A 23,318-nucleotide genomic window follows, 5' to 3' on the forward strand; every position below is an offset into this window, starting at 1 on the left:
GTCAGCCGGTCACCGGTGGCGGCAGCGTGCCGCCACCGCCACCGGTCGGCTTCGGGGGCGGCGGCGACGGGTTGGTGGTCGTGCCCCCACCGCCCGAGCTCGGCGACGGCGCCGTGGTCGGCCCGCCGGTCGCCGAGGAGGTGGCCGTCGGGGTGTGGGTCGAGGTCGCCGTCGGCGTCGAGCTCGCCGTCGGGGTCTGCTGGGTGTGCTTGCCCGAACCCGGCGACGGCGACACGTTGTTGTAGCCGCCGTTCCCGGTGTAGCCGCCGTTGTCGGTCGGCTGCTGCGACGGCTTCCTGGTGCCGGAGACGGACGGCGACGAGGTCGGCTGGCCGCTCTGGGTCGGCGTGGTCGCCTCGGTGGTGCTGACCGCCGAGGTGGGCGCGGTCGGCGTGATCGTCTTGTTGTTGTTGTCCTCGCCACCGGTGAGCGCGAAGGCGATCCCGGCACCGGCCGCGAGCAGCACGGCGATGCCGCCGACCACCCAGCCCCAGGGCCCGCGCCGCCGTCCGCCGTCGTACTCGCCGTCGTCGCCGTCGCCGCCGTACGGGCCGCCGGCCCCCTGGTAGGGCGAGGGGGTGTGCGGGCCGCCCGCCGAGTACGGCAGCACGGAGGTCTGGTCGCCCGCGCCGACCACGCCGAAGGCCTGGGTGGCCAGCGTCTGGTCCGGCCGGATCACCTGGGTGGCACCGGTGTCGCCCGGCAGCCCTTCGGCCGCGCCGACCCAGCCGGCCCCGGCCGCGCCGTGCATCTCACGCAGCGCGTGCTGCACGTGGGCGCGGAACTCGTCGGCGTCCTGGAAGCGGTCGTCCGGGTTCTTGGCGAGCGAGCGCAGCACCAGCGGGTCCAGCCCGACCGGCACCCGGCTGTTGGCCTGCGAGGGCGGCACCGGCGGGTCCTGGACGTGCTGGTAGACCACCGAGAGCGGGGTGTCGCCGGTGAACGGCGGGCGCAGCGTGAGCAGCTCGTAGAGCATGCAGCCGGCCGCGTACAGGTCGGAGCGGTGGTCGACCGGCTTGCCGAGCGCCTGCTCGGGCGACAGGTACTGCGGGGTGCCCATGACCATGCCGGTCTGGGTCATCGTGGTGGCCCCGCCGGTCAGCGCCCGGGCGATGCCGAAGTCCATCACCTTGACCGCGCCGCTGTTCGTGATGATCACGTTGGCGGGCTTGATGTCGCGGTGGACGATCCCGTTCCGGTGGCTGTAGGCGAGCGCCTCCAGCACCCCGGCGATGATGATCAGCGCCTGGTCGACCGGCGGCGCCTCCTCGTCCACCAACAGCTCGCGGACGGTCCGGCCCTCGACCAGCTCCATCACGATGTACGGCGTGGACTCGTCCCCGACGTACTCCTCGCCGGTGTCGTAGACCGAGACGATCGAGTGGTGGTTCAGCGCCGCGACGGCGTGTGCCTCGCGGGTGAAGCGCAGCCGGGCGACGTCGTCCTGGGCGAGCTCGCCGCGCAGCAGCTTGACCGCGACGGTGCGGCCCAGCCGCACGTCCTCGGCGGCGAAGACCTCGGCCATGCCGCCGCGGCCGAGCCGGTGGGTCAGCCGGTAGCGGCCGTCGCCGACCGTGCCCAGCGGGGCGGCGGTACCGCGGCCCGGGGTCTGCGGCCCGCTCCGGCCGAACGGCGGCAGCCCGGAGGTCGCGGCTTCGTTGCCCGGCTCGGGGAACCTCGGCGTCCCGCCGGTCCGTCCGTCCCCTCGGGCACCCGCGTCGTCGTCCGGCTGCTGCGTCTGTGCCATCGCTCCTCGCCCCGGGCGTTCGCTCGGAATCGCGGTGCCCTGTCGCTTACGTATCCCCGAACGCTACCGCTTCCGGCGCGCACCCGTGACCCGCCCGAACCGGCCGGAACCCGTCAGAGCAGGCCATTCCGGTCGGCCGGCCGGTCCAGCACCAGCACCGCGGCGGGCCGCTCGGAGTGGATCCCGATCTTGCCCTTGGTGTCGTTCTTCGCCTTGTTCACCACGATCGCGATGATGATGCCGGCCAGCACCAGCACACCGACGATGATCGCGACGACCACGAAGGCCGTGGAGCAGCCGCCGCCGTTGGGCTTCGGCTGCTGGTACGGCGGCATCGGCTGCCGCACCGGCTGCGGCGCCGGGGTGTGCATCGGCCGCGGCCCCCCTTGCTGGAGGAACTGCGGCTGCGGCGTCTGGTAGGCCGGCGGCGTGGTCTGGTACTGCGGCTGCCCTTGCTGGAGGTACTGCGGCTGCGGCGTGTGCGGAGCCTGCGGGGCAGGGGTCTGGTAGGCCGGCGGCGGGGTCTGGTAGTGCGGCTGCTGCGGGAAGGGGGGCGGGGTCTGCGGGGCCGCGTGCACCGAGCGCGGGCCCTCCTGGATCACCAGCGGGGTGCTCGCCTGGAGCGAGTGCCCGGCGCCGCCGCCCTTCAGCTCGGCGATCAGCCGCTCCGCCTCGTCCCGCATCGCGGCCGCGCTCTGGAAGCGGTGCGCCGGGTCCTTGCGCAGCGCCTGGGCGACGTAGGCGTCCACGGCCGGGGTGATCGAGCGGTTGAGGCCGGAGGGCGCCGGCGGCTCCTCCTGGACGTGCTTGTAGGCGATCGAGAAGGCCGAGTCGCCGTCGAAGACCAGCTGGCCGGTGAGCATCTCGAAGAGCATCACGCCGACCGAGTAGAGGTCGGAGCGGGCGTCCACCGGCTTGCCGAGCGCCTGCTCGGGCGAGAGGTACTGCGGGGTGCCGACCACCATGCCGGTCTGCGTCATCGACGTGACGCCGGATTCCAGCGCCCGGGCGATGCCGAAGTCCATGACCTTGACATTGCCCTTGCGGTCGAACATGACGTTGCCGGGCTTGATGTCGCGGTGCACCAGGCCCATGTCGTGCGAGGCCTCCAGCGCGTTCAGCACGCCGATGGTGACCTTCAGGGCCTGCTCGGTGGGCACCGCGCCGTACTGGGCGACCGCCTCGTTGATCGTCTCGCGCAGGCCCATGCCGTCGATCAGCTGCATGACGATGTACGGCGTGCTGGAGCCGTCCGGGGCGATGTCCTCGCCGCTGTCGTACACCGTGACGATGTTGGGGTGCTCCAGCCGGGCCACCGCCTGGGCCTCGCGGCGGAACCGCTCCTTGAACGAGTCGTCCCGGCCGAGCTCGCTGTGCATGCTCTTCAGCGCGACCTGCCGGCCCAGCACGCTGTCGTACGCGAGGTGCACGGAGGCCATACCGCCCTCGCCCAGCAGCCGCTGCAGCACATAGCGGCCGTTGCCCAGGGAGAAGCCCTCGACCGCCGCGTTGCCGTGCTCGCTCATGGTCCTCTGCTCCCCCTCGGCGCGACCGTGCTGCCGCAGCCGTGACGTTCGGTCTCGTCCGTGCGTGGTGGGCCCGGCCCGCTGGCCTGGCGGACCCCTGTCGCGGCGGCTCGACCGGCCGGCGACAGGGGTCAGGGTATCGGCTCCCGCCGACGGTGATCGGCCCAGGGCCGATCCTGGCCCCGGGCCGTCGGCGCCGTTGTGCGGCGCTGCGGCCCGGGGCGGATCGTCGTGGTACGTCCGGCCCGGCGACGGCCCACGGGCTGCGGTCTACAGGTAGGGGCCGGAGCGGATGCCGCGGCCCTGGCCCGGCTCCTCCTCGTCCGCCTCGCCCCCGTGCAGACCGGGCGGCAGCGCGCGCCGCATCTGCTCCAGCTGGGCGCGCGCGGCCATCTGCTGGGCGAACAGGGCGGTCTGGATGCCGTGGAACAGGCCCTCCAGCCAACCCACCAGCTGGGCCTGGGCGATCCGCAGCTCGGCCTCGGTCGGGATGCTGTCCTCGGTGAACGGCAGCGACAGCCGCTCCAGCTCGGCGACCAGCTCCGGGGCCAGCCCGAGTTCCAACTCCTTGATCGAGCTGGCGTGGATGTCCTTCAGCCGGGCCCGGCTGGCCTCGTCGAGGGGCGCGGCCCGGACCTCCTCCAGCAGCTGCTTGATCATGCTGCCGATGCGCATGACCTTGGCGGGCTGCTCGACCATCTCGGTCACCGGGAGCTCACGCGGCGCGTCGCCCTCGTCGTCCAGGTCCCCCGCCGAGCCGGCGAACCCCTGGCCCACGGGCAGCCCGTCCGGTCCGACGATCAGCACCTTCTGGCCGTCCTGCGACTGCCCGCCGGTGGCCCGGAAGGGCTCCTGCGACGAGCGCTCGTTCATCGGATTCGTCATGAACAACATTCTCTCTCACTGGGGTTGGTCGGGCGGAAGCCCCCGTTCGTCCCGCCGTCCTGCGCCACCCCGTCACGACGGTACGCCCCCGCGCCCCGCGCGGGAATCCGTACGGATACTCAGTTCCCGCCCCGCCCCATCCAACTACCGCCCCCGGCACCCACCGTGGGCGGGGCCGCCACCACCCCAGAACCCGCACCGAACCTCCACGTCGGCCCGCCGAGGGCGGTCCCCTCGGCGGGCCGACGTGGAATGTGCACGGTGAGGCACGGGTGGGCCACCCGGTGCCTGCTTCAACCCTTCCGGAGGCGGAGGCCGATCAGGGCGAGGCCGCAGCCGATGAGGCCCAGGCCGACGCCGAGGGGGAGCTGGAGAGTGGAGGGGTCCTGCCAACGGGCAGGGAGGATCGCCGGGGCGGCCGCCTCGACGGTTCGGTCGGCGGCCACCGTGGTGTCCGGGGCGCTGGGGGCGGCGGGGGCCAGGGCGGCCGGGGTGTTCGCGTCGCTGCCCGGCCGGTCGGCCTCGACGCTCTGGTCCCGGACCTGCCCGGGCTGCTGCTCGACGCTCTGGTCGGCGGCCTGGTCCGGCGCCTGGTCAGGGGCCTGGTCCGGCGCCTGTTCCACGGTGGCGTCGGGGCGTTCCGGCGCCGACGCCGGGCGGTGACGGTGGTGGTGGGCCCGGGGGAAGTCGCGGCCACCCGGGCGCGTCCGGGGCCCCGAATGCTGCGGCAGCACAGCCGAGGGCTCCGCCTCGATGCTCACCCGGGTGTTCGGCGAGGGCCCCGCCACGGCCGTCGTCGCGGCGGCCAGCGGGAGCGTGAGCCCCAGCACGGCCACCGCGAGCAGCTGCTGGGAGCGGTGGGTACGACGGTGGTGCGGCGCGGCGGGCAGCGGCCCGAGGGGTGCGTGCAGTGATGCGGCCACGGTCGGAGTCCTTCCGACGGCCGACCGCGCCCGGGGGCGGAATCGGCGGCGGGACAGCTCCGGACCAGCCTCACACATTCCGGCTAACGCGGCATTTCGGACACTCTGTGCAGTCCCGCACGACCGCCGCCAATCCCTCAGGCCTGCAAACCTGCAAACCTCCAGGCCTTCAGGCCTTCAGGCCTTCAGCACGACCTTCCCGACCTGCTCACCCGCCTCCAGCACCCGGTGTCCGACACCGGCCTCGGTCAGCGGCAGCACCCGGTCCACCACCGGCTTCACCACCCCGGACTCCACCAGCGGCCACACGTGCTCCCGCACCGCCGCCACGATCGCCGCCTTCTCCGCCAGCGGCCGCCCGCGCAGGTTGGTGGCGATCACGGCGGCCCGCTTGCGCAGCAGCGCGTTGAGGTCCAGCTCGCTCTTCACCCCGCCCTGCAGCCCGATGATCACCAGCCTCCCGTTGACCGCCAGTGCGTCCACGTTCCGCTGCAGGTACTTGGCGCCCATGATGTCCAGGATCACGTCCGCCCCGGCCCCGCCGGTGGCCTCCCGGAGCGCCTCGACGAAGTCCTGCTCGCGGTAGTTGATCGTGATGTCCGCGCCCAGCTCGGCGCACCGGGCCAGCTTCTCCGCGCTGCCCGCCGTCACCGCGACCCGCGCGCCGACCGCCTTGGCCAGCTGGATCGCCATCGTCCCGATGCCGCTCGCGCCGCCGTGCAGCAGCACCGTCTCACCCGGCCGCAGGTGGGCCGTGAGGAACACGTTGGACCACACCGTGCAGGCGACCTCCGGCAGCGCCGCGGCCTGCTCCGCGCTCAGCCCCTTGGGCAGCGGCAGCAGCTGCCCGCTCGGCACCGCGACCCGCTGGGCGTACCCGCCGCCGGCCAGCAGCGCGCACACCTCGTCGCCGACCGCCCAGCCGGACACCCCCGGCCCGAGCGCGACGATCCGCCCGGCGCACTCCAGCCCCGGGTAGGGCGAGGCGCCGGGCGGCGGGTTGTAGAAGCCCTGCCGCTGGAGCAGATCGGCCCGGTTGACGGCGGTGGCCGACACCTCGACCAGGACCTCGCCCTCGCCGGGCACCGGGTCGGGCACCTCCGTCCACACCAGTGCCTCGGGACCGCCGGGTACGGGAATCGTCATCGCATGCATGCCCCGAACCTACTGCGCCTCACGGCAGTTCGGGGGTCAGGCCCCGCCCCGGCCGGTCGACTCGATGACGATCACCCGGTCGGCGAGCTGCGGCGCGGCGGCCTCCGACCGGGGCCCCGTCGCTCGCTCACGGCGCCTCCACCAGCTCGACGGTCTGCCCCGCCGCCGCCCCGCCGGGCGGGACCACGGCCAGCGCCTCGGCCCGGGCCAGGCCGCGCAGCATCGCGGGCCCGTCGAAGGCGAGCGGTACGACCCCTTCGACGGTGCGCCGCACCGGCTGCAGCCGGGTGTCCACCGGGTGTCCGGGCAGGACGACGGTCGCCGGCGCGAGCGCGGGGGCGGCGACGGCCCGTCCGCCGCGGGCGTGCAGCAGCGGCAGGGCGAGCGTGACCATCCCGGCGACGGCGGCCAGCGGGTTGCCCGGCAGGCCCACCAGGTGGCGTCCGCCGGGGAGTTCGGCCAGCAGCATGGGGTGTCCGGGCCGTACGGCGACGCCGTCCACCAGCAGCCGGGCGCCGGCCTCGGCCAGCGCCCGGTGCAGGAAGTCCACCGGCCCGGCGGCCGTCCCGCCGGTGGTGACCACGACATCGGCGGTGGAGTGCCGCAGCGCGTCCCGCAGCAGCCCGAAGTCGTCCCGGACGCACCGGACCTCGGCCACCTCCGCACCGGCCGCCCGCAGCCAGGGCGGCAGCAGCGGACCGAGCGCGTCCCGGACCAGCCCCGGCCCGGGGATCCCGGAGGCGAGCAACTCGTCTCCGAGCACCAGCAGTTGGACCACCGGTCGGCGGCGGACGGCCAGCCGGTCGTGGCCGCAGGCGGCGGCCAGGCCGAGCACGGCCGGGCCGATCACCGTCCCGGCCGGCAGCAACTCCTCGCCCCTGCGGCACTCCTGGCCGCGCGGGCGGACGTCCTGACCGGTGGTCAGCGGCTGCGGGCCGCGGTCGTGCAGCAGTGCGCCGTCCGTCCGGCCGTGCTCGCGGCGCAGTACGGCGGTTGCGCCGGGCGGCAGTTGGGCCCCGGTGGCGATCTCGACGGCGCTGCCGTCGTCCAGCGGCGCCACCTCGGTCCGGCCGGCCAGCACCCGTCCGGCGACCCGCCAGGGCCCGGGACCGGCCACCGCCCAGCCGTCCATCGCGGAGGTGTCGAAGGCGGGCAGGTCAGTCAGCGCGCCCAGCGGTTCGGCCAGGGTGTGCCCCAGTGTCTCGGCCAGCGGCAGCCCGACCACCGGCAGCGGGCGCATCCCGGCCCGACGCGCGGCATCCCGGGCCCGCGGCCAGCTCAGCGTGCCCGGGCCGGTGGACGGCGCCGCCACGGCGGTCTGCCCTACCGCGCTCACGGCTCGCCCGGCCCGTCGACGGCGCTCCAGCGCTCGGCGAGTGCCGTGGACCGCCGGGACGCCTCGGCCACGGCCGCCGACCCGCCGCCCTGCTGGGCGGCCGCGTAGCCGATCAGAAAGGCGGTCAGCGGCGCGGCCGGGCGGGCCACCCCGTGCGCGACCACCCGGGCCATGTCGAGCAGGCCCCGGACGTCCACATCCAGGTCGATGCCCAGGTCGGCCTTGACCTCGGCGATCCAGTCTTCCAGCGTGCGCTCCATGCGCCCATGCTGCCTGATCGGCGGTTTCCCGTAGGTGTTCGCCCCGTGTGCGGGACGCGTCGTTTCCCTCACGGGCCGACGAAGGACCCCGTGAGCCGCCCTTCCGGTCGCCGCGCGGCGAAGGCTCAGGACCTCTCCCGCTCCCGGGCCTGCTCCAGGTCCTCCCAGGTGTCGCAGTCGTACGCGACGTTGTCGGTGTCGGCCACCAGCAGCCGGGGCAGCCCTCCGACGAGTCGGCGCAGCGGCAGTCCGTCCGGGTCGCCGAGGCCGGCCAGCGCGGTGCGCAGCGGGGCGCTCCGGTAGGCGGCGGCGAGCGGCTGCTCGCGTCCGCCGGCGTCGATCAGGACGGTGGCCGCCACGGTCGGCTCGGCCTCGTCGAGGGCGTCGACCAGCCGCTCCACCGTCCGCCGGTCCAGGAAGGGCAGGTCGGCGGCGAGCAGCAGCACGGTGTCCGCGGTGACCAGGCCGAGCCCGGCCGCGACGGCCGCGACCGGCCCGCCGCCGGGCGGCTGCTCCCTGGTCCAGCGGACCCCGTCCCGCGCGGTCGGCCGGGTGGGGCCGACCACGACGGTGGTGCGGGCGCCCGCGCAGGCGGCGAGCACCCGGTCGAGCAGGGAGGCCTCCCCCACGGTCAGGCCGGGCTTGTCGACCCCGCCGAGGCGGCGGGCGGCACCACCCGCCGGAACGATCACGTCGTACGGCGTCATGCGGCCAGTATCCGCCCGGCCGTCCGTGCCGGACCCTACTCGGCCGGGTCGTCGTCCTCGACGATCTCCGCGTCGATGATCCCGTCCTCCGCCCACGCCCGGGCGCTGTTCGCCGCCGCGCCCAGCTCCAGGAAGGACGGCAGGGTCAGCTCCCCGTACCGCCGGCTCATCGTCGTGACCAGGGCCTCCGGGTCGTGCGGGTGCGCGGCCAGCGCCCGGTCGAAGTCCCGCAGGTACTTCCCGGTGAAGGCGAGCACCCGGGCCGCGTCGTCGCCCTGCTCGGGGGCGCGGTGGCCGGCGATCACCCGGTCGACGCCGAGGTCGGCGATCCGGCCGAGGTTGTGCCCCCAGGTGGTGCGCTGGGCCGGGGTGGTGTCGGCGGTCCACACGTGGGTGCCGTTGTAGACGAAGTCCCCGGCGATCACGGTCCGGATGCTCGGTACGTGGACGACCGTGGACTCCCCGCAGTCGGCCTGGCCGAGCAGCAGCACCGGGATCACCTGGCGGTCGAGCATCAGCGGCTGCGGCAGCAGCGGGGCGGGGATCAGCGGGTGGTCCGGGATGTCGTCGCCGTACACCGGCTTCCACTGCGCGACCTTGGCGGCGACGGTGCGCCGGATGCCCTCGACCACCGCCGGTGCGGCCAGCAGCTGTGCGTCCGGGAAGAGCTTCAGCACCTCCTCCGCGCCGAAGTAGTGGTCGGGGTGCTGGTGGGTGATGACGATGGCGAGCAGTCGGCGGCCCTTGCCCGCGACCCACTCGGCCAGTTCCCGCCCGGCGCTGCGGGTGAGCTGGGCGTCCACCAGGATCGCGGTCTGCTCGCCGAGGATCAGCGTGGAGGTGCTGAAGAAGGCCGACTCGGGGCCGGTGAAGACGGCGACCTCCAGCGGTCGGGCGGACCGCTCGGCGTCCATCCGCTCCGCGCCGGCGTTCTCCTCGGGCGGGGACGACGTCACGGGCTGCTCCCTCTGGTCGGCGGTCGGGCTCCCTGCGGCCTACAGCATGGGAGTACCGGCGGCCGATCGCGCGGAAGGCGCGCCCGACGGGGCGCGCCTTCGGGCGCGGCTCACACCGCGGCTCACCCGGCGGCGCGGGCGGCGAGCTCCTTGCCGCGGTGGGCGGCCTGCTCCAGCGCCCGGGCCTTGGACTCGGCGGCCTTCGGGACGAAGTCGGCCATCGCCGGGACGGTCCCGGCCAGGGTGAGCTCGGGGACGATGAAGTCGACCTCCAGCCCGAGCATGCCGGTCAGCACCTTCTCCAGGTAGGTGGTGACGAACTCGTACGGCTCGCGCGGGGCGCCGGGCGCGTACGAGCCGCCGCGGGCGGCGACCACGGTGACCGGGGTGCCCTTGGCGGAGGGCTCCTCGCCGGCGGTGCGGCCCATCAGGATCACCTGGTCCAGCCAGGCCTTGAGGGTCGACGGGATCGTGAAGTTGTACATCGGGGTGCCGATCAGCACCGCGTCGGCCGACTCCAGCTCGGCCATGAGCTGCTCGCGCAGCGCGAAGGCGGCGGTCTGCTCGGCGCTGCGGACCTCGGCGGGGGCGAAGCCGGCGGTGATGCCGTGGGCGTCCAGGTGCGGGATCGGGTCGGCGGCGAGGTCCCGGTGGATCACCGTTCCCCCTGGGTGCTCGGCCAGCCAGGCGGCCCGGAAGGCGGCCGTGACCTCGCGGGAGACGGAGCTGTCGGTGAGCGCCGAGGAGTCGATGTGCAGGAGCGTGGGCATGGCGGGACCTCCAGAGAATAAGTAGCTGCTGTTTCCTCTGCAGCTATAAGTACAGTAGCAGCTTACTTTTATATAGTTGCTAGTGACAGGTCGAGTACGCTGGACCCATGGCCGAGCAGCAGGTAGTGACCGACGCAGTCCCGACCGCCGTCGACGCGTGCGCCCCCGAAGGCCACGGCACCTGCGCCAACATTGACCAGGCCCTCAACCGGGTGTTCACCCTGCTCGGCAAGCGCTGGACCGGCATGCTGCTGGGCGTGCTCAACAACGGCGGACCGGCCTACTTCTCCGAGCTGCGCCGCGCGATCCCGGGCATCAGCGAGCGGATGCTCTCCGACCGGCTGACCGAGCTGACCGAGGCCGGGATGGTCGTCCGCGAGGTCGACGCCGGCCCGCCGCTGCGGGTCAGCTACCGGCTCACCGAGGGCGGCGTCGCGCTGAAGCCGGCGCTCACCGAGCTGGCTCTCTGGGCCGACCGCTACCTACCGGAGAGCGCTCTCAAGGGCGGCTGCTGACATTCCCGGAACGGCCCCGCCCATGAACGACGAAGGGCCCGTCCACCGGCGAACCGGTGGACGGGCCCTTCACACACCCGGGGGCTCAGCGCTTGGTCACGGCCTCGCGCAGACGGGCCACCCGATCGGCGACACCCCAGGTGGTAACCCGCCAGAGCGCCTCGATCACGATGTTGCGGCTCATCTTGGACGCGCCCAGCTCGCGCTCGACGAAGGTGATCGGCACCTCGGCGACCTTGAACCCGGCCTTCACCGTGCGCCAGGCCAGGTCGACCTGGAAGCAGTAGCCGGCCGAGGCGACCTGGTCCATGCCCAGCCCCAGCAGGGTCTCCTTGCGGAAGGCCCGGTAGCCGCCGGTGACGTCCCGGATCGGCACGCCCAGCATCAGCCGGGAGTAGGTCGAGCCGCCGCGCGAGAGCAGCAGCCGGGACTTCGGCCAGTTCACCACCCGGCCGCCAGGCACCCAGCGCGAGCCGAGCACCAGGTCGGCGCCGCGCAGCGCGCCCAGCAGCCGGTCCAGCTCCTCGGGCTGGTGCGAGCCGTCCGCGTCCATCTCGACCAGGACGTCGTAGCCGTTGTCGATGCCCCAGCGGAAGCCGGCGAGGTAGGCGGCGCCGAGGCCCTCCTTGCCCTTGCGGTGCATGACGTGGACGTGCGGGTCCTCGACGGCCAGCTTGTCGGCCAGCTCGCCGGTGCCGTCGGGGCTGTTGTCGTCGGCGACCAACACGTGCGCCTCGGGCACCGAAGCGCGGACCCGACCGACGATCCGCTCGACGTTCTCCGCCTCGTTGTAGGTCGGGATGATCACCAGGACCCTGCCGAGATCAGCAAAACTCTGCTGGTTCACGGTCACGTACAAACCTCTCGGCCGATGGCGGGGAGTATCAGAACACCGTCGCCCGCACTCTGGAACGCGGTCCCGCCGACAGCCCGCCGGCGGGTTCACCACGGTGGAGAATGCTGTGCGGGGCGGGGCTACTGCGTCCTGGCATCCTACTACCGCGCCCGGGAACCACCGGTCCGACCACGGCACTCCCACCGGATGACCACCGTTTCCCCGTGGGTGATGCCGGTGGGCTAGGGTCGATGCCCTTGCCCGTCCCCGGACCGCCCGGACGGCCGGGCCCGCCCCGCAGATCCGGCACACCCGCCCAGCCAGCGAAGGAGTAGGACCGCGCGCATGGACAGGCTCGTCAACACCGTCCGCCCGTATGCCTGGGGGTCGCTCACGGCCCTGCCCGAGCTGCTGGGGCAGGAACCGACCGGTGAACCGCAGGCCGAACTGTGGATGGGCGCCCACCCCGGCGACCCGTCCCGCGCCGACCGCGGCGCGGGCCCGCGCCGACTCGACGAGCTGATCGCGGCCGACCCCGAACGAGAGCTCGGCGCGGCGAGCGTGGCCCGGTTCGGCCCGACCCTGCCGTTCCTGTTCAAGGTGCTCACCGCGGGCATCCCGCTGTCCATCCAGGCGCACCCCACGCTGGACCAGGCCAAGGCCGGCTTCGCCGCCGAGAACGCCCTGGGCATACCGCTGGACGCCCCCGAGCGCAGCTACCGCGACGACAACCACAAGCCCGAAATGATCTGCGCGCTGGGCGAGTTCGAGGGCCTGTGCGGCTTCCGCCGGCCCGCCGAGGCGGCCGAGCTGATGGCCCGGCTCTCGGTGCCCGGACTGGACCCGCTGATCGACCTGCTGTGCGTCGAGGACGAGTCCGAGGCGCTGCGCGGCACGCTGGCCGCCATCCTCACCATGGACGACGAGACCGCCGGGAAGACCGTCCGGGAGACCGCCGAGGTACTGGCGGAGCACGACACCGGCGATCCGGACTGGTACTACGCCCCGTACGCGCGGGTCGCCAAGGACTTCCCGGACGACCGCGGCCTGATCACCGCCTTCCTGCTCAACCACTTCCGGCTGCGCGCCGGCGAGGCGCTCTACCTGGGCGCCGGGGTGCCGCACGCCTACCTGTCCGGCGTCTGCGTCGAGCTGCAGGCCAACTCGGACAACGTGCTGCGGGCCGGCCTCACCCCCAAGCACATCGACGTGCCGGAGCTGCTGAAGGTCGTGGTCTTCGAGTCCGACTCGGCCCGGGTGGTCCATCCCGTCCCGGTCGAGGGCACCCCCGGCGAGCAGCTCTACCCCGTCCCGATCGACGAGTTCCGGCTCTCCCGCTTCGAGCTGGACGGAGTCGGGCGCGAGATCGACGGCCGCACCCCGCAGATCCTGCTCTGCACCGAGGGCGCGGTACGGCTCACCGCCGCCGACGGCACCGCGCTGGACCTCGCCCGCGGCCAGTCCGCCTTCCTCCCGGCCACCGGCGCCCCGACCCGCCTCTCCGGCACCGGCAGCACGCTGTTCCGCGCCACCGTCACGGTCTGACGACGGCCGCCGACCGTTCGTACGACGAAGGGCTCGTCCCCCACCGGGGGACGAGCCCTTCTCAGCTCAAATGATCACCGGCCCGACGGCACCGCGCCGACCTCGACCGGCATCGGCCCCGGCCCCGGCCCCGGCCCAGCTTCTGCGAGACCGGCCGGCCCGCGGGACAGGCCCTCAGTCCCGGGTCATGTCGACGAAGCGCGAGTAGTGGCCCTGGAAGGCGACCGTGATGGTGGCGGTCGGACCGTTACGGTGCTTGGCGACGATCAGGTCGGCCTCGCCCGCGCGGGGCGACTCCTTCTCGTAGGCGTCCTCGCGGTGCAGCAGGATGACCATGTCGGCGTCCTGCTCGATCGAGCCGGACTCACGGAGGTCCGAGACCATCGGCCGCTTGTCGGTGCGCTGCTCGGGACCACGGTTCAGCTGGGACAGCGCGATGACCGGCACTTCCAGCTCCTTGGCCAGCAGCTTGAGGTTACGGGACATGTCCGAGACCTCCTGCTGACGGTTCTCGGCCCGGCGGGAGCCGCCGGACTGCATCAGCTGGAGGTAGTCGATCACGATCAGCTTGATGTCGTTGCGCTGCTTGAGCCGGCGGCACTTGGCGCGGATCTCCATCATCGACAGGTTCGGCGAGTCGTCGATGAACAGCGGCGCCTCGCTGACGTCGGGCATCCGGCGGGCGACCCGGGTCCAGTCGTCGTCCGTCATGTTGCCGGAGCGCATGTGGTGCAGCGCGACCCGGGCCTCGGCGGAGAGCAGACGCATGGCGATCTCGTTGCGGCCCATTTCGAGCGAGAAGATCACGCTCGGCAGCTTGTGGTGGATCGAGCAGGCCCGGGCGAAGTCCAGCGCGAGGGTGGACTTACCCATCGCGGGTCGGGCCGCGATGACGATCATCTGGCCGGGGTGCAGACCGTTGGTGAGCTGGTCGAAGTCGGCGAAGCCGGTCGGCACGCCGGACATCTGGCCGTTGCGGGAGCCGATCGCCTCGATCTCGTCGAGGGCGCCCTCCATGATGTCGGCGAGCGGCGCGTAGTCCTCGTTGGTGCGCTGCTCGGTGACGGCGTAGATCTCCGCCTGGGCGGCGTTGACGATCTCGTCCACGTCGCCCTCGGCCGCGTAGCCCATTCCGGCGATCCGGGTGCCGGCCTCGACCAGGCGGCGCAGCACGGCGCGCTCGTGGACGATCTGGGCGTAGTACTCGGCGTTGGCCGCGGTCGGGACGGAGTTGACCAGGGTGTGCAGGTACGAGGCGCCGCCGACGCGCTGCAGCTCGCCGCGCTTGGTCAGCTCGCCGGCCACGGTGATCGGGTCGGCCGGCTCGCCGCGGGCGTAGAGGTCGAGGATCGCGCCGTGGACCATCTCGTGCGCGGGCCGGTAGTAGTCGGCCGGCTTGAGCACCTCGACCACGTCGGCGATGGCGTCCTTGGAGAGCAGCATGCCGCCCAGGACGGACTGCTCGGCGGCGAGGTCCTGCGGGGGGACGCGCTCGAAGCCGTCGACGCCGCCCTGGCCCTCGTCCTCGCGGCGGTCCCGGTCGTCCCGGCGGTCGCCCTTCTTGAAGCCGCCGCCCTTGCGGAAGCCCTCGCCCCGGCCGCCGCCCTGGCCACCACGGTTGCGGGAGACCGGGAGCCGGTCGCCGGGCCCGTCCGGGAAGGGGGCGTCGTCGAAGGCGCCGACCGGGAAGGGGTCCTCGGCGGTCTGCCAGTCCTCCTCCGGCGGCGGGGCGTCGTGGTCGTGGTACTGGGGGCCGGTCACGCGTGTTCCCCGATCAGCGAGTGGTGCGAGTTGGAGCGGGCCTTGCCGGTGGCTGGGTGGAGCGGATCCGATCCTCTTTGTACGCCACGGCACCGACAAATCGGACGCCGGGGCGAGTGGGAGTGTCGGGTGGACGGCCCACGCTAAGGCGCCGGGAGCCCTTGCGCCAAGGCGGTTATCCACAGGGGGTGTGGATGAGTGGCCCCGGGCTGTGGAGAACTGCCGCAAAGCTGTGGACACCCCTGTGGAAGCTCCTGTGGATAACCAGACGATCGATCCACCGTCAACCGCCTGACCTGCTATTACCTCTTCCCGGGCCTGTGCATGAGAAATTCTTCACACACCTCCGAACGGCTGTGGGCACCCAGCGCACAGAGCTCGTCGCTCAGGATTTCGAGTAATGATCGAACTGGGCCATTGCTCATTACCTGTGGATGAGTACCCTGGAGCCCATGACCGCCGCCCCCACCGCGCCCCCCAGCCGCCGGCACGACCGCGAGATCCTCGCCCTGGCGGTCCCGGCCTTCGGCGCGCTGGTCGCCGAACCGCTCTTCCTGATGGCCGACTCGGCGATCGTCGGCCACCTCGGCACCCCCCAGCTCGCCGGGGTCGGCGTCGCCTCCGCCGCGCTCACCACCGCGACCGGTGTGTTCGTCTTCCTCGCCTACGCCACCACCGCCGCGGTGGCCCGCCGGATCGGCGCCGGGGACCACCGGGGCGCCGTCCAGCAGGGCGTCGACGGCCTCTGGCTGGCTCTCGGGCTGGCCGTCCCGGTCGTGCTGCTCACCCTGCTGCTGGCCCCCTGGGCGGCCGGGGTGCTGGGCGCCTCGCCGACCGCCGCACCGTACGCGGTCACCTACCTGCGGATCAGCTCGCTGGGCATCCCGGCGATGCTGCTGGTGATGGCCGCCACCGGTGTGCTGCGCGGTCTCCAGGACACCCGTACGCCGCTGCTGGTGGCGGTCACGGGCTTCACCGCCAACATCGGCCTGAACGCCGGCCTGGTGTACGGGGCCGGGCTCGGGGTGGCCGGCTCGGCCTGGGGCACCGTGCTGACGCAGACCGGGATGGCCGCCGTCTACCTGGTCGTGGTGGTCCGCGGCGCCCGCCGCGAGCAGGCCTCGCTGCGGCCGGACGCGGCGGGCATCCGGGCCGGCGCCAAGGCGGGCGGTCCGCTGCTGGTCCGGACGGTCAGCCTGCGCGCGGTGCTGATGATCGCCACTGCGGTGGCCGCCCGGCTCGGCGACGACCAGGTGGCCGCGCACCAGATCACCATGACGCTGTTCAGCTTCCTGGCCTTCGCGCTGGACGCCATCGCGATCGCCGGGCAGGCCATCATCGGGCGCTACCTGGGCGCCTCGGACGTCCCCGGGGCGAAAGCCGCCACCCGGCGGATGGTCGAGTGGGGCCTCGGCTCCGGGGTGGTGCTCGGACTGCTGGTGGTGCTCGCCCGCCCGCTGTACGTCCCGCTCTTCACCCCCGACCCGGCGGTCCAGGGCCAGCTGGCCACCGCTCTGCTGCTGCTCGCGCTCAGCCAGCCGGTGGCCGGTCTGGTCTTCGTGCTGGACGGCGTGCTGATGGGCGCCGGGGACGGCCCGTACCTGGCCCGGGCGGCACTCGCCACCCTGGCGGTGTTCGCCCCGACGGCGGCCCTGGTGCCGGCCACCGGCACCGGACTGGCCGGGCTCTGGTGGGCGATGAACCTGTTCATGCTGGTCCGCGCGGTGTTCCTGGCGGCCCGCGCCCGCGGCGGCCACTGGCTGGTCACCGGGGCCGTCCGGGGCTGAGCCCCGCCCCGGAACACCCTGGAACGACCGAGGGCCGGACTCCCCGGGAGGGGAGTCCGGCCCTCAGGCCACTGCTATGGAACTCAGGCAGCCACGACGGCGACGTCGAGGTTGGCCACGACGTCCGAGTGCAGCTTGACCGAGACCTTGTGGGTGCCCACGGTCTTGATCGGCGAGGCGATCGCGACGGCGCGCTTGTCCACAGCCGGGCCGCCGGCGGCCTTGATGGCCTCGACGACGTCGGCCTGGGTCACCGAGCCGAACAGACGGCCGGCGTCACCCGAGCGAACGGCCAGCTTGACCTGGACGCCCTCGAGCTTGCCCTTGACCTCGTTGGCGGCGTCAAGGGTCTGGATCGCGTGGATCTTGCGGGCGCGACGGATGGCGTCGACGTCCTTCTGGCCACCCTTGGTCCAGCGGATGGCGTAGCCACGCGGGACCAGGTAGTTGCGGGCGTAGCCGTCCTTGACCTCGACGACCTCGCCGGCGGAGCCGAGACCCGGCACCTCGTGCGTGAGGATGATCTTCATTACTCGGTCACCCTCTCTTAGCGCGCGGTGCTGGTGTAGGGCAGCAGCGCCATCTCACGGCTGTTCTTCACGGCCGTGGCGACGTCACGCTGGTGCTGGGTGCAGTTGCCGGTGACCCGGCGGGCACGGATCTTGCCGCGGTCGGAGATGTACTTCCGCAGCAGGTTCGTGTCCTTGTAGTCAACGTAGTTGACCTTGTCCTTGCAGAAGGCGCAAACCTTCTTCTTCGGCTTGCGCGCAGGCGGCTTCGCCATGGTGTGCTCCATTTGGGGTTCACGGCCCGACTGGCGTCCGGGGACGCCTGCGGCCGGGCCGCACGAAATCTGTCAGCTCTTAGAACGGGGGCTCTTCCGAGAAACCGCCACCGGACGGGGCACCGCCCCAGCCGCCGCCGCCCTGGTTGCCACCGGACGGGGTGCTGGACGCCCACGGGTCGTCGGAGGGGCCGGACTGGCCGCCGCCGGAGTTGCCACCCCAGCCGCCGCCCTGCTGGCCGCCACCGCCGCCCCAACCGCCCTGGCCGCCACCCTGCTGGCCGCCGAAGCCGCCACCGGGGCCGCCAGGACCGCCGGAGCGGTTGGCCCGGGTGACCTTGGCGGTCGCCGAGCGCAGGCTCGGGCCGACCTCGTCGACCTCGACCTCGAAGACCGTCCGCTTCTCGCCTTCCTTGGTCTCGTAAGACCGCTGGCGCAGTCGGCCCTGCACGATGACGCGCATGCCGCGCTGGAGCGACTCGGCCACGTTCTCCGCCGGCTGACGCCAGACGTTGCACGTGAGGAAGAGGCTCTCGCCGTCCTTCCACTCGTTCGTCTGACGGTCGAAGGTGCGGGGGGTGGACGCGATACGGAACTTCGCGACCGCCGCACCCGACGGGGTGAAGCGCAGCTCGGGGTCGTCGACGAGATTGCCGACGAGGGTGATGACGGTCTCGCCTGCCATGGTGGTGATGACCTCTCGGGAAGATGTCCGTTCACCGCTGTTTCACGTGAAACAGCGGACGCGAGCTACCCGAGACCCGAAGGCCTCAGAGGTGGCTCAGTGGTTGTCCGGGCGCAGGACCTTGGTCCGCAGAACCGACTCGCTCAGGCCCAGCTGGCGGTCGAGCTCCTTGACGACCTCAGGCGCGGCCTTCAGGTCGATGACCGAGTAGATGCCCTCGGACTGCTTGTTGATCTCGTAAGCCAGACGGCGGCGACCCCAGGTGTCGACCTTCTCCACCTTGCCGCCGCCGTTGCGGACGACGGCGAGGAAGGACTCGATCAGGGGGGAGACAGCGCGCTCCTCGACCGAGGGGTCGAGGATGACCATCAGCTCGTAGTGACGCATGAGTAACCCACCTCCTTTGGACTCAGCGGCCACGGTCTCTCCGTGGCAGGAGGGTTGTGCGTAGCGTCGGCACCGGTGCGGTGACGACTCCGGCACACCGTAGCGGCCGGGTCGGACAGTCGGGCCCCGCTCACCCGAAAGAGGGCGACACCCGAAAGAGGGCGCAAGGGGGGCACAACTACACCAGTGCAGACGGCACAGCCTACCTGCACCCGGACGGCCGAACAAAACGCATAGGGGTTGTGAGAGCGACCCAACCCCCGCAATCTGGACGGAACGGGATTCCTGCCCGTTCGTCTCCACGCCAGGAGGTGGGTCTCATGGCCCAGTCCGTCCCCCGCATGCCCGCGCTCACGCTGAACACCGACGGCCACCCGCACCCCCGCGAGAACACCCTGGTGGCACTGACCGCCGTGCTGGGCGTGATCGCCTTCACCACGTCGTTCTTCCACAACCTGCACGTGCTGACCTCATGGACCGGCCTGGCCGGGATCGTCACGGGGTTCTGGGGCATGTTCGTCTCGGTCACCACCGCCGAGCGCTTCGTCCTGATGATCACGCTCGGCGCCTCCGCGATCGGCTTCTACCTCGGCATCGCCCGCGGCGGCCTCGTGGGCTGAGACCCCCGGGAGTCCGGGTTCAGGAACCCTCGGCGCCCCCGTCGCGTATCTGCAAGAAGACAGGTACGCGACGGGGGCGCCGTCGTGCCCGCAGCGGCGGGCCCCCGGGCCCCGGACGATAGGGTCACCCCGAGAACCTGGGGCCACCGCAGCCCGACCGACGAGGAGCACCGAGCAATGAGCCTTCGCCTGAGGACGATCACCCGCGAGGAGCACCTCGCCTTCATCAGGAGCCGTGCCTCGGCCAGCCACATGCAGGTGCCGGCCTGGGGTGACGTGAAGGCCGAGTGGCGCTCCGAGTCGATCGGCTGGTTCGACGAGCACAACCAGCTCGTCGGCGCCGGCCTGGTGCTCTACCGCCAGCTCCCCAAGGTCAAGCGCTACCTCGCCTACCTGCCCGAGGGCCCGGTCATCGACTGGTTCGACCGCGACCTCGACCGCTGGCTCTCCCCGATGCTGGCGCACCTGAAGTCGCAGGGCGCCTTCTCGGTGAAGATGGGCCCGCCGGTGGTCATCCGCCGCTGGAACGCCCCCACGATCAAGGAGGCCATCGCCGCCAAGCAGGCCAAGCGCCTGCGCGACATCGAGGCCGACTGGTACGAGCCGCGCGCCTTCGAGGTCGCCGACCGGCTGCGCAAGGCCGGCTGGCTGCAGGGCGAGGACGGCGGCGCCGGCTTCGGCGACGTCCAGCCGCGCTACGTGTACCAGGTGCCGCTGGCCAACCGCTCGCTGGACGACATCCAGAAGGGCTTCAACCAGCTCTGGCGCCGCAACATCAAGAAGGCCGAGAAGAGCGGCGTCGAGGTGGTCCAGGGCGGCTACGACGAGCTGCCGATCTTCCACCAGCTCTACCTGGTGACCGCCGAGCGCGACAGGTTCACCCCGCGCCCGCTGGCCTACTTCCAGCGGATGTGGAACGCCCTCAACGCCGAGGACCCGAACCGCATGCGGCTCTACATCGCCTACCACGAGGGCGAACCGCTGGCCTCGACCACGATGCTGGTGGTCGGCGAGCACGTCTGGTACTCCTACGGCGCCTCGGCCAACCACAAGCGCGAGGTCAAGCCGTCCAACGCGATCCAGTGGCGGATGATGCGCGACGCCTACGCCCTCGGCGGCGGCGTGTACGACCTGCGCGGCATCAGTGACACCCTGGACGAGAACGACCACCTGTTCGGTCTGATCCAGTTCAAGGTCGGCACCGGTGGCCAGGCGGCCGAGTACCTCGGCGAGTGGGACTTCCCGCTGAACAAGCTGCTGCACAAGGCCCTCGACCTCTACATGTCCCGCCGCTGAGGAGGCTGACCCGATGACGCTGTCGCTCTACCTCGACACCGAACGCTGGCGCACGCACCAGCAGTCCGTGCTGGCCGAGTTCCCCGGCCTGGTGCCGGTCGCCAAGGGCAACGGCTACGGCCTGGGCAACCACCGGCTGGCCGAGGAGGCGACGCTGCTCGGCACCGGCGTGCTGGCCGTCGGCACCGCCTACGAGGCGGCCGACGCCGCCGAGTGGTACGGCGGCGAGCTGCTGGTGCTCACCCCGTACCGGGTCGGCGAGGAGGCGCTCCCGCTGCCGCTCGCCCGGGTGATCCGGACGGTGGCCAGCGTCGACGCGCTGCGCGCGCTGCACGGCGCCCGGGTGGTGCTGGAGTGCATGACCACCATGCGTCGGCACGGCGTGAGCGCGGCCGACCTGCGGACGGCGGCCGGCGAGCTGGACGGGGTCTCCTTCGAGGGCCTGGCGCTGCACCTGCCGATGGACCGGCCGGACGGCTCCAGCCCGGTCGAGGAGGTCGCGTACTGGGTGGACACCGCCAAGGCGGCGGGCATCCCGGTGCACACCGTCTTCGTCAGCCACCTCGGCGCGGCGGGCATGGACCAGCTGGCCCAGCGCTACCCGGACACCGTGTTCCGGGCCCGGATCGGCACCCGGCTCTGGCTCGGCGACCACGCCGCGCTGGAGGTCCGGGCCACGGTGCTGGACGTCACCCCGGTGAAGAAGGGCGACCGCTACGGCTACCGCCAGCACCCGGCGCCCTCCGACGGCCACATCGTGGTGGTCGCCGGCGGCACCGCGCACGGCATCGGCCTGGAGGCGCCCAAGTACGTGGCGAGCATGGGTGCGCGGGCCAAGGGCATCGCCCGGGCCGGCCTGGCGACCGTCAACAAGACCAAGTCGCCGTTCCACTGGGCGGGCAAGCAGCTCTGGTTCGCCGAGCCGCCGCACATGCAGGTGTCACTGCTGTTCCTGGACGGGGAGACCAAGCCCCCCGCGATCGGCGAGGAACTGGGCCTCCAGGTCCGGCACACCACCACGCACTTCGACCGCGTGGTGGACCGCTGAGCCCCCGCCCTCTTGGTGCTCGGCTCGCCTCCGGGCCGCTCTGACCCGGTGCCGACGGTCGGCGCTCCGGCGCTCGTACCTCGCTGGTCGCTTCTCCCTTTCGGCACCGGCGCGGCCCTTCGGCTCGCTCGCAGCTTTACGGCCCCTCGGCCGGCTCCGGCAGTTCAGGCTCCTTGAGCCACTGCTCGGGGCCGGCCGGCGCGTAGGCGGCGTAGCTCTCCTCCTCGCGCAGCCGTCGGGCGGTGCCCAGCGTGAACACGTCCGGGGCGCGGTCCAGCACCCCGCCGGAGGGGTCGTCGCTGCCGTCCCAGCGGACCGGGTCGCGGTCCGCGCGCAGGGCGTCGCGGACCACCAGCACGACCAGGTAGAGCGTGCCGAGCAGGTGCAGCACGATCGCGAAGTGGTACCAGGGCTCGCCGATCCCGTGCTGCTTGGGCCCGGTGACGAAGCCCAGGTGGGACCAGATGCCCAGGGTGTACAGCACCTCGCAGGCCTGCCAGATCAGGATGTCCCGCCAGCGCGGCCGGGCCAGCGCCGCGAGCGGCAGCAGCCAGAGCGCGTACTGCGGCGAGTACACCTTGTTGACCAGCACGAACAGCGCGACCACCAGGAAGGCCAGTTGCGCGAAGCGCGGCCGACGGGGCGCCGACAGGCCGAGCCACGCTATGGCCGCACAGCCCAGCACCATCAGCAACCCGATGTAGAGGTCGAGGTCGGCCAGCCCCACGCCGCGGTTCTGCATCAGGATCAGCCAGAACGAGCCGTAGTCCTCGCCGCGGTGCTTGCTGAAGACGTAGAACGTCGACCAGCCCTGCCAGTTGGCCAGCATGATCGGCAGGTTGACCACCAGCCAGGCGCCCACCGCGCCACCCAGCATCACCCGGAACTCGCGCCACTTCCCGGCCCGCCAGCAGAGCACCAGCAGCGGACCGATCAGCAGCAGCGGGTAGAGCTTGGCGGCGGCGGCCAGGCCGATGAAGACGCCGGCCCAGCCCGGCCGGGAACCGGCCCACCAGGCCATCGCCACGGCGGCCAGGGCGACCGCGAGCAGGTCCCAGTTGACCGTGCCGTTGAGCAGCAGGACGGGCGAGAGCCCGAACAGCAGGGCGTCCCAGGGGCGGCGGCGGTGGGTGCGCGAGAGCGCCACCACGGCGACCACCGCACAGGCCATCAGCATCCCGGCGTTGATCGCCCAGAACCACTGCTCCTGGTCCTGCTGGGTGCCGCCGCCGGGCGTCAGCCAGGCTGCGACCTGCATGAACAGGCCGGTCAGCACCGGGTACTCAAGGTACTGGAGGTCCCCCGAGCTGCCCGGGATGCGGTCCACGTACGGGTGCAGCCCGGCCGCGAAGCCGCGCCCGGAGAACAGGTGCGGGATGTCGCTGTAGCAGGCGTGGATGTACTGCGGCGACCCCGGCTGGAACCAGGCCTGGTTGTAGCAGGGCAGGTTGTGCACCATGCCGAGCGCCGAGACCACGATCACCACGAGCGCCAGGAAGCGCGCCGGGATCCACCAGGAGACGCCGAGCAGCGCCCGGCGCCCGGGCGGGCCGCCGAACACCTCGCTGCCGGCCGCCGCCACCCGGTCCTCGTCGGCCGGGACGACCACGGTGTTGGCCGGCGGTGCGGCCGTGGCGACGGCTGCCGGGGTGGGCCCTGCGGCGGCGCCGGGCCGGTCCGGGCCCGCGGTTTCGTCACGATCGCTCGACGTCATGCCGGACATCCTGCCGCACCGGATGCGCCGGGACGAGGAGGACCCCGCGGTGGCCCCGGCGGTACGAGTGGTGCGG

The 23,318-nt window shown here is 72.7% G+C and carries 22 protein-coding genes and 1 pseudogene; 6 read left to right on the top strand and 17 right to left on the bottom strand.

The annotated features are described in order from the left end of the window. Position 1: 1 nt before the first annotated feature. From ABZW30_RS00970 to ABZW30_RS01015, 10 genes and pseudogenes are all read right to left on the bottom strand, one after another. Positions 2-1,525: a protein kinase gene (locus ABZW30_RS00970; RefSeq protein WP_355669035.1), complete on the bottom strand. Its 1,524-nt coding sequence runs from the start codon at positions 1,523-1,525 to the stop codon at positions 2-4. A gap of 335 nt (positions 1,526-1,860) precedes the next feature. Then, on the bottom strand, positions 1,861-3,273 hold the full coding sequence (locus tag ABZW30_RS00975; RefSeq protein ID WP_355668885.1) for a protein kinase: 1,413 nt from the start codon (positions 3,271-3,273) through the stop codon (positions 1,861-1,863). A gap of 270 nt (positions 3,274-3,543) precedes the next feature. Then, the gene (locus ABZW30_RS00980) at positions 3,544-4,158 is read right to left on the bottom strand and encodes a bacterial proteasome activator family protein (protein ID WP_355668886.1); all 615 of its coding nucleotides are present in this window, start codon (positions 4,156-4,158) and stop codon (positions 3,544-3,546) included. A gap of 293 nt (positions 4,159-4,451) precedes the next feature. After that, on the bottom strand, positions 4,452-5,081 hold the full coding sequence (locus ABZW30_RS00985; RefSeq protein WP_355668887.1) for a hypothetical protein: 630 nt from the start codon (positions 5,079-5,081) through the stop codon (positions 4,452-4,454). A gap of 177 nt (positions 5,082-5,258) precedes the next feature. Beyond that, positions 5,259-6,236 (bottom strand): NAD(P)H-quinone oxidoreductase, encoded by a 978-nt coding sequence (locus ABZW30_RS00990; RefSeq protein ID WP_355668888.1) that lies wholly within the window; start codon positions 6,234-6,236, stop codon positions 5,259-5,261. Positions 6,237-6,363: 127 nt separating this feature from the next. Further along, the gene (locus tag ABZW30_RS00995) at positions 6,364-7,476 is read right to left on the bottom strand and encodes a molybdopterin molybdotransferase MoeA (protein ID WP_355669036.1); all 1,113 of its coding nucleotides are present in this window, start codon (positions 7,474-7,476) and stop codon (positions 6,364-6,366) included. Between the two features lie 92 nt (positions 7,477-7,568). Further along, positions 7,569-7,850 (bottom strand): annotated as a pseudogene (locus ABZW30_RS01000) (DUF6457 domain-containing protein); the annotation flags it as partial. Between the two features lie 107 nt (positions 7,851-7,957). Continuing rightward, positions 7,958-8,539 carry a molybdenum cofactor guanylyltransferase gene (locus ABZW30_RS01005; protein ID WP_355668889.1) on the bottom strand — a complete coding sequence of 194 codons (582 nt, stop codon included), beginning with the start codon at positions 8,537-8,539 and terminating at the stop codon, positions 7,958-7,960. Positions 8,540-8,574: 35 nt separating this feature from the next. After that, positions 8,575-9,495, bottom strand: coding sequence for an MBL fold metallo-hydrolase (locus tag ABZW30_RS01010; RefSeq protein ID WP_355668890.1), 921 nt, complete (start codon positions 9,493-9,495; stop codon positions 8,575-8,577). A 122-nt stretch (positions 9,496-9,617) separates the two neighbouring features. Further along, positions 9,618-10,265, bottom strand: coding sequence for an NAD(P)H-dependent oxidoreductase (locus tag ABZW30_RS01015; RefSeq protein WP_355668891.1), 648 nt, complete (start codon positions 10,263-10,265; stop codon positions 9,618-9,620). Between the two features lie 107 nt (positions 10,266-10,372). On the opposite strand from ABZW30_RS01015, the gene ABZW30_RS01020 reads away from it, so the two are divergent. Beyond that, a complete protein-coding gene (locus ABZW30_RS01020; protein ID WP_355668892.1) occupies positions 10,373-10,780 on the top strand; it encodes a helix-turn-helix domain-containing protein in 408 nt (135 codons plus the stop codon). 85 nt (positions 10,781-10,865) lie between these two features. Here ABZW30_RS01020 and ABZW30_RS01025 read toward each other — a convergent pair whose 3' ends face one another. Next, complete coding sequence (locus tag ABZW30_RS01025; protein ID WP_355668893.1) at positions 10,866-11,633, bottom strand: polyprenol monophosphomannose synthase; 768 nt, start codon at positions 11,631-11,633, stop codon at positions 10,866-10,868. Between the two features lie 327 nt (positions 11,634-11,960). Between ABZW30_RS01025 and manA the strand changes: the two genes are divergently transcribed. Beyond that, positions 11,961-13,160 carry a mannose-6-phosphate isomerase, class I gene (manA, locus tag ABZW30_RS01030; RefSeq protein WP_355668894.1) on the top strand — a complete coding sequence of 400 codons (1,200 nt, stop codon included), beginning with the start codon at positions 11,961-11,963 and terminating at the stop codon, positions 13,158-13,160. A 174-nt stretch (positions 13,161-13,334) separates the two neighbouring features. On the opposite strand, the gene dnaB is transcribed toward manA, so the two are convergent. Next, positions 13,335-14,921, bottom strand: coding sequence for a replicative DNA helicase (dnaB, locus tag ABZW30_RS01035; protein WP_355668895.1), 1,587 nt, complete (start codon positions 14,919-14,921; stop codon positions 13,335-13,337). A 452-nt stretch (positions 14,922-15,373) separates the two neighbouring features. Between dnaB and ABZW30_RS01040 the strand changes: the two genes are divergently transcribed. Then, positions 15,374-16,708: an MATE family efflux transporter gene (locus ABZW30_RS01040; protein ID WP_355668896.1), complete on the top strand. Its 1,335-nt coding sequence runs from the start codon at positions 15,374-15,376 to the stop codon at positions 16,706-16,708. 83 nt (positions 16,709-16,791) lie between these two features. Here the strand turns inward: ABZW30_RS01040 and rplI are convergent, their stop codons facing one another. The 4 genes from rplI to rpsF all read right to left on the bottom strand — a co-directional run bounded on the left by rplI (position 16,792) and on the right by rpsF (position 18,564). Beyond that, positions 16,792-17,238, bottom strand: a complete 447-nt coding sequence (gene rplI / locus ABZW30_RS01045) for a 50S ribosomal protein L9 (protein WP_355668897.1) — start codon at positions 17,236-17,238, stop codon at positions 16,792-16,794. A gap of 17 nt (positions 17,239-17,255) precedes the next feature. Beyond that, a complete protein-coding gene (rpsR, locus tag ABZW30_RS01050; protein ID WP_350515712.1) occupies positions 17,256-17,492 on the bottom strand; it encodes a 30S ribosomal protein S18 in 237 nt (78 codons plus the stop codon). A gap of 79 nt (positions 17,493-17,571) precedes the next feature. Beyond that, positions 17,572-18,177 carry a single-stranded DNA-binding protein gene (locus ABZW30_RS01055; RefSeq protein WP_355668898.1) on the bottom strand — a complete coding sequence of 202 codons (606 nt, stop codon included), beginning with the start codon at positions 18,175-18,177 and terminating at the stop codon, positions 17,572-17,574. A gap of 96 nt (positions 18,178-18,273) precedes the next feature. After that, complete coding sequence (rpsF, locus tag ABZW30_RS01060) at positions 18,274-18,564, bottom strand: 30S ribosomal protein S6 (protein ID WP_355668899.1); 291 nt, start codon at positions 18,562-18,564, stop codon at positions 18,274-18,276. Positions 18,565-18,884: 320 nt separating this feature from the next. Between rpsF and ABZW30_RS01065 the strand changes: the two genes are divergently transcribed. The 3 genes from ABZW30_RS01065 (at position 18,885) to ABZW30_RS01075 (ending at position 21,528) form a co-directional block, all read left to right on the top strand. Then, the gene (locus ABZW30_RS01065; RefSeq protein ID WP_355668900.1) at positions 18,885-19,184 is read left to right on the top strand and encodes a hypothetical protein; all 300 of its coding nucleotides are present in this window, start codon (positions 18,885-18,887) and stop codon (positions 19,182-19,184) included. A gap of 177 nt (positions 19,185-19,361) precedes the next feature. Further along, the gene (locus ABZW30_RS01070; protein WP_355668901.1) at positions 19,362-20,480 is read left to right on the top strand and encodes a peptidoglycan bridge formation glycyltransferase FemA/FemB family protein; all 1,119 of its coding nucleotides are present in this window, start codon (positions 19,362-19,364) and stop codon (positions 20,478-20,480) included. A gap of 13 nt (positions 20,481-20,493) precedes the next feature. Beyond that, entirely contained in the window at positions 20,494-21,528 is a 1,035-nt protein-coding gene (locus ABZW30_RS01075; RefSeq protein WP_355668902.1) for an alanine racemase, read from the top strand. A gap of 136 nt (positions 21,529-21,664) precedes the next feature. On the opposite strand, the gene ABZW30_RS01080 is transcribed toward ABZW30_RS01075, so the two are convergent. Beyond that, positions 21,665-23,242, bottom strand: a complete 1,578-nt coding sequence (locus tag ABZW30_RS01080; protein ID WP_355668903.1) for a glycosyltransferase 87 family protein — start codon at positions 23,240-23,242, stop codon at positions 21,665-21,667. Positions 23,243-23,318: the final 76 nt, after the last annotated feature.

The sequence above is a fragment of the Kitasatospora sp. NPDC004669 genome (assembly GCF_040609455.1).
Taxonomy (GTDB): Bacteria; Actinomycetota; Actinomycetes; order Streptomycetales; family Streptomycetaceae; genus Kitasatospora.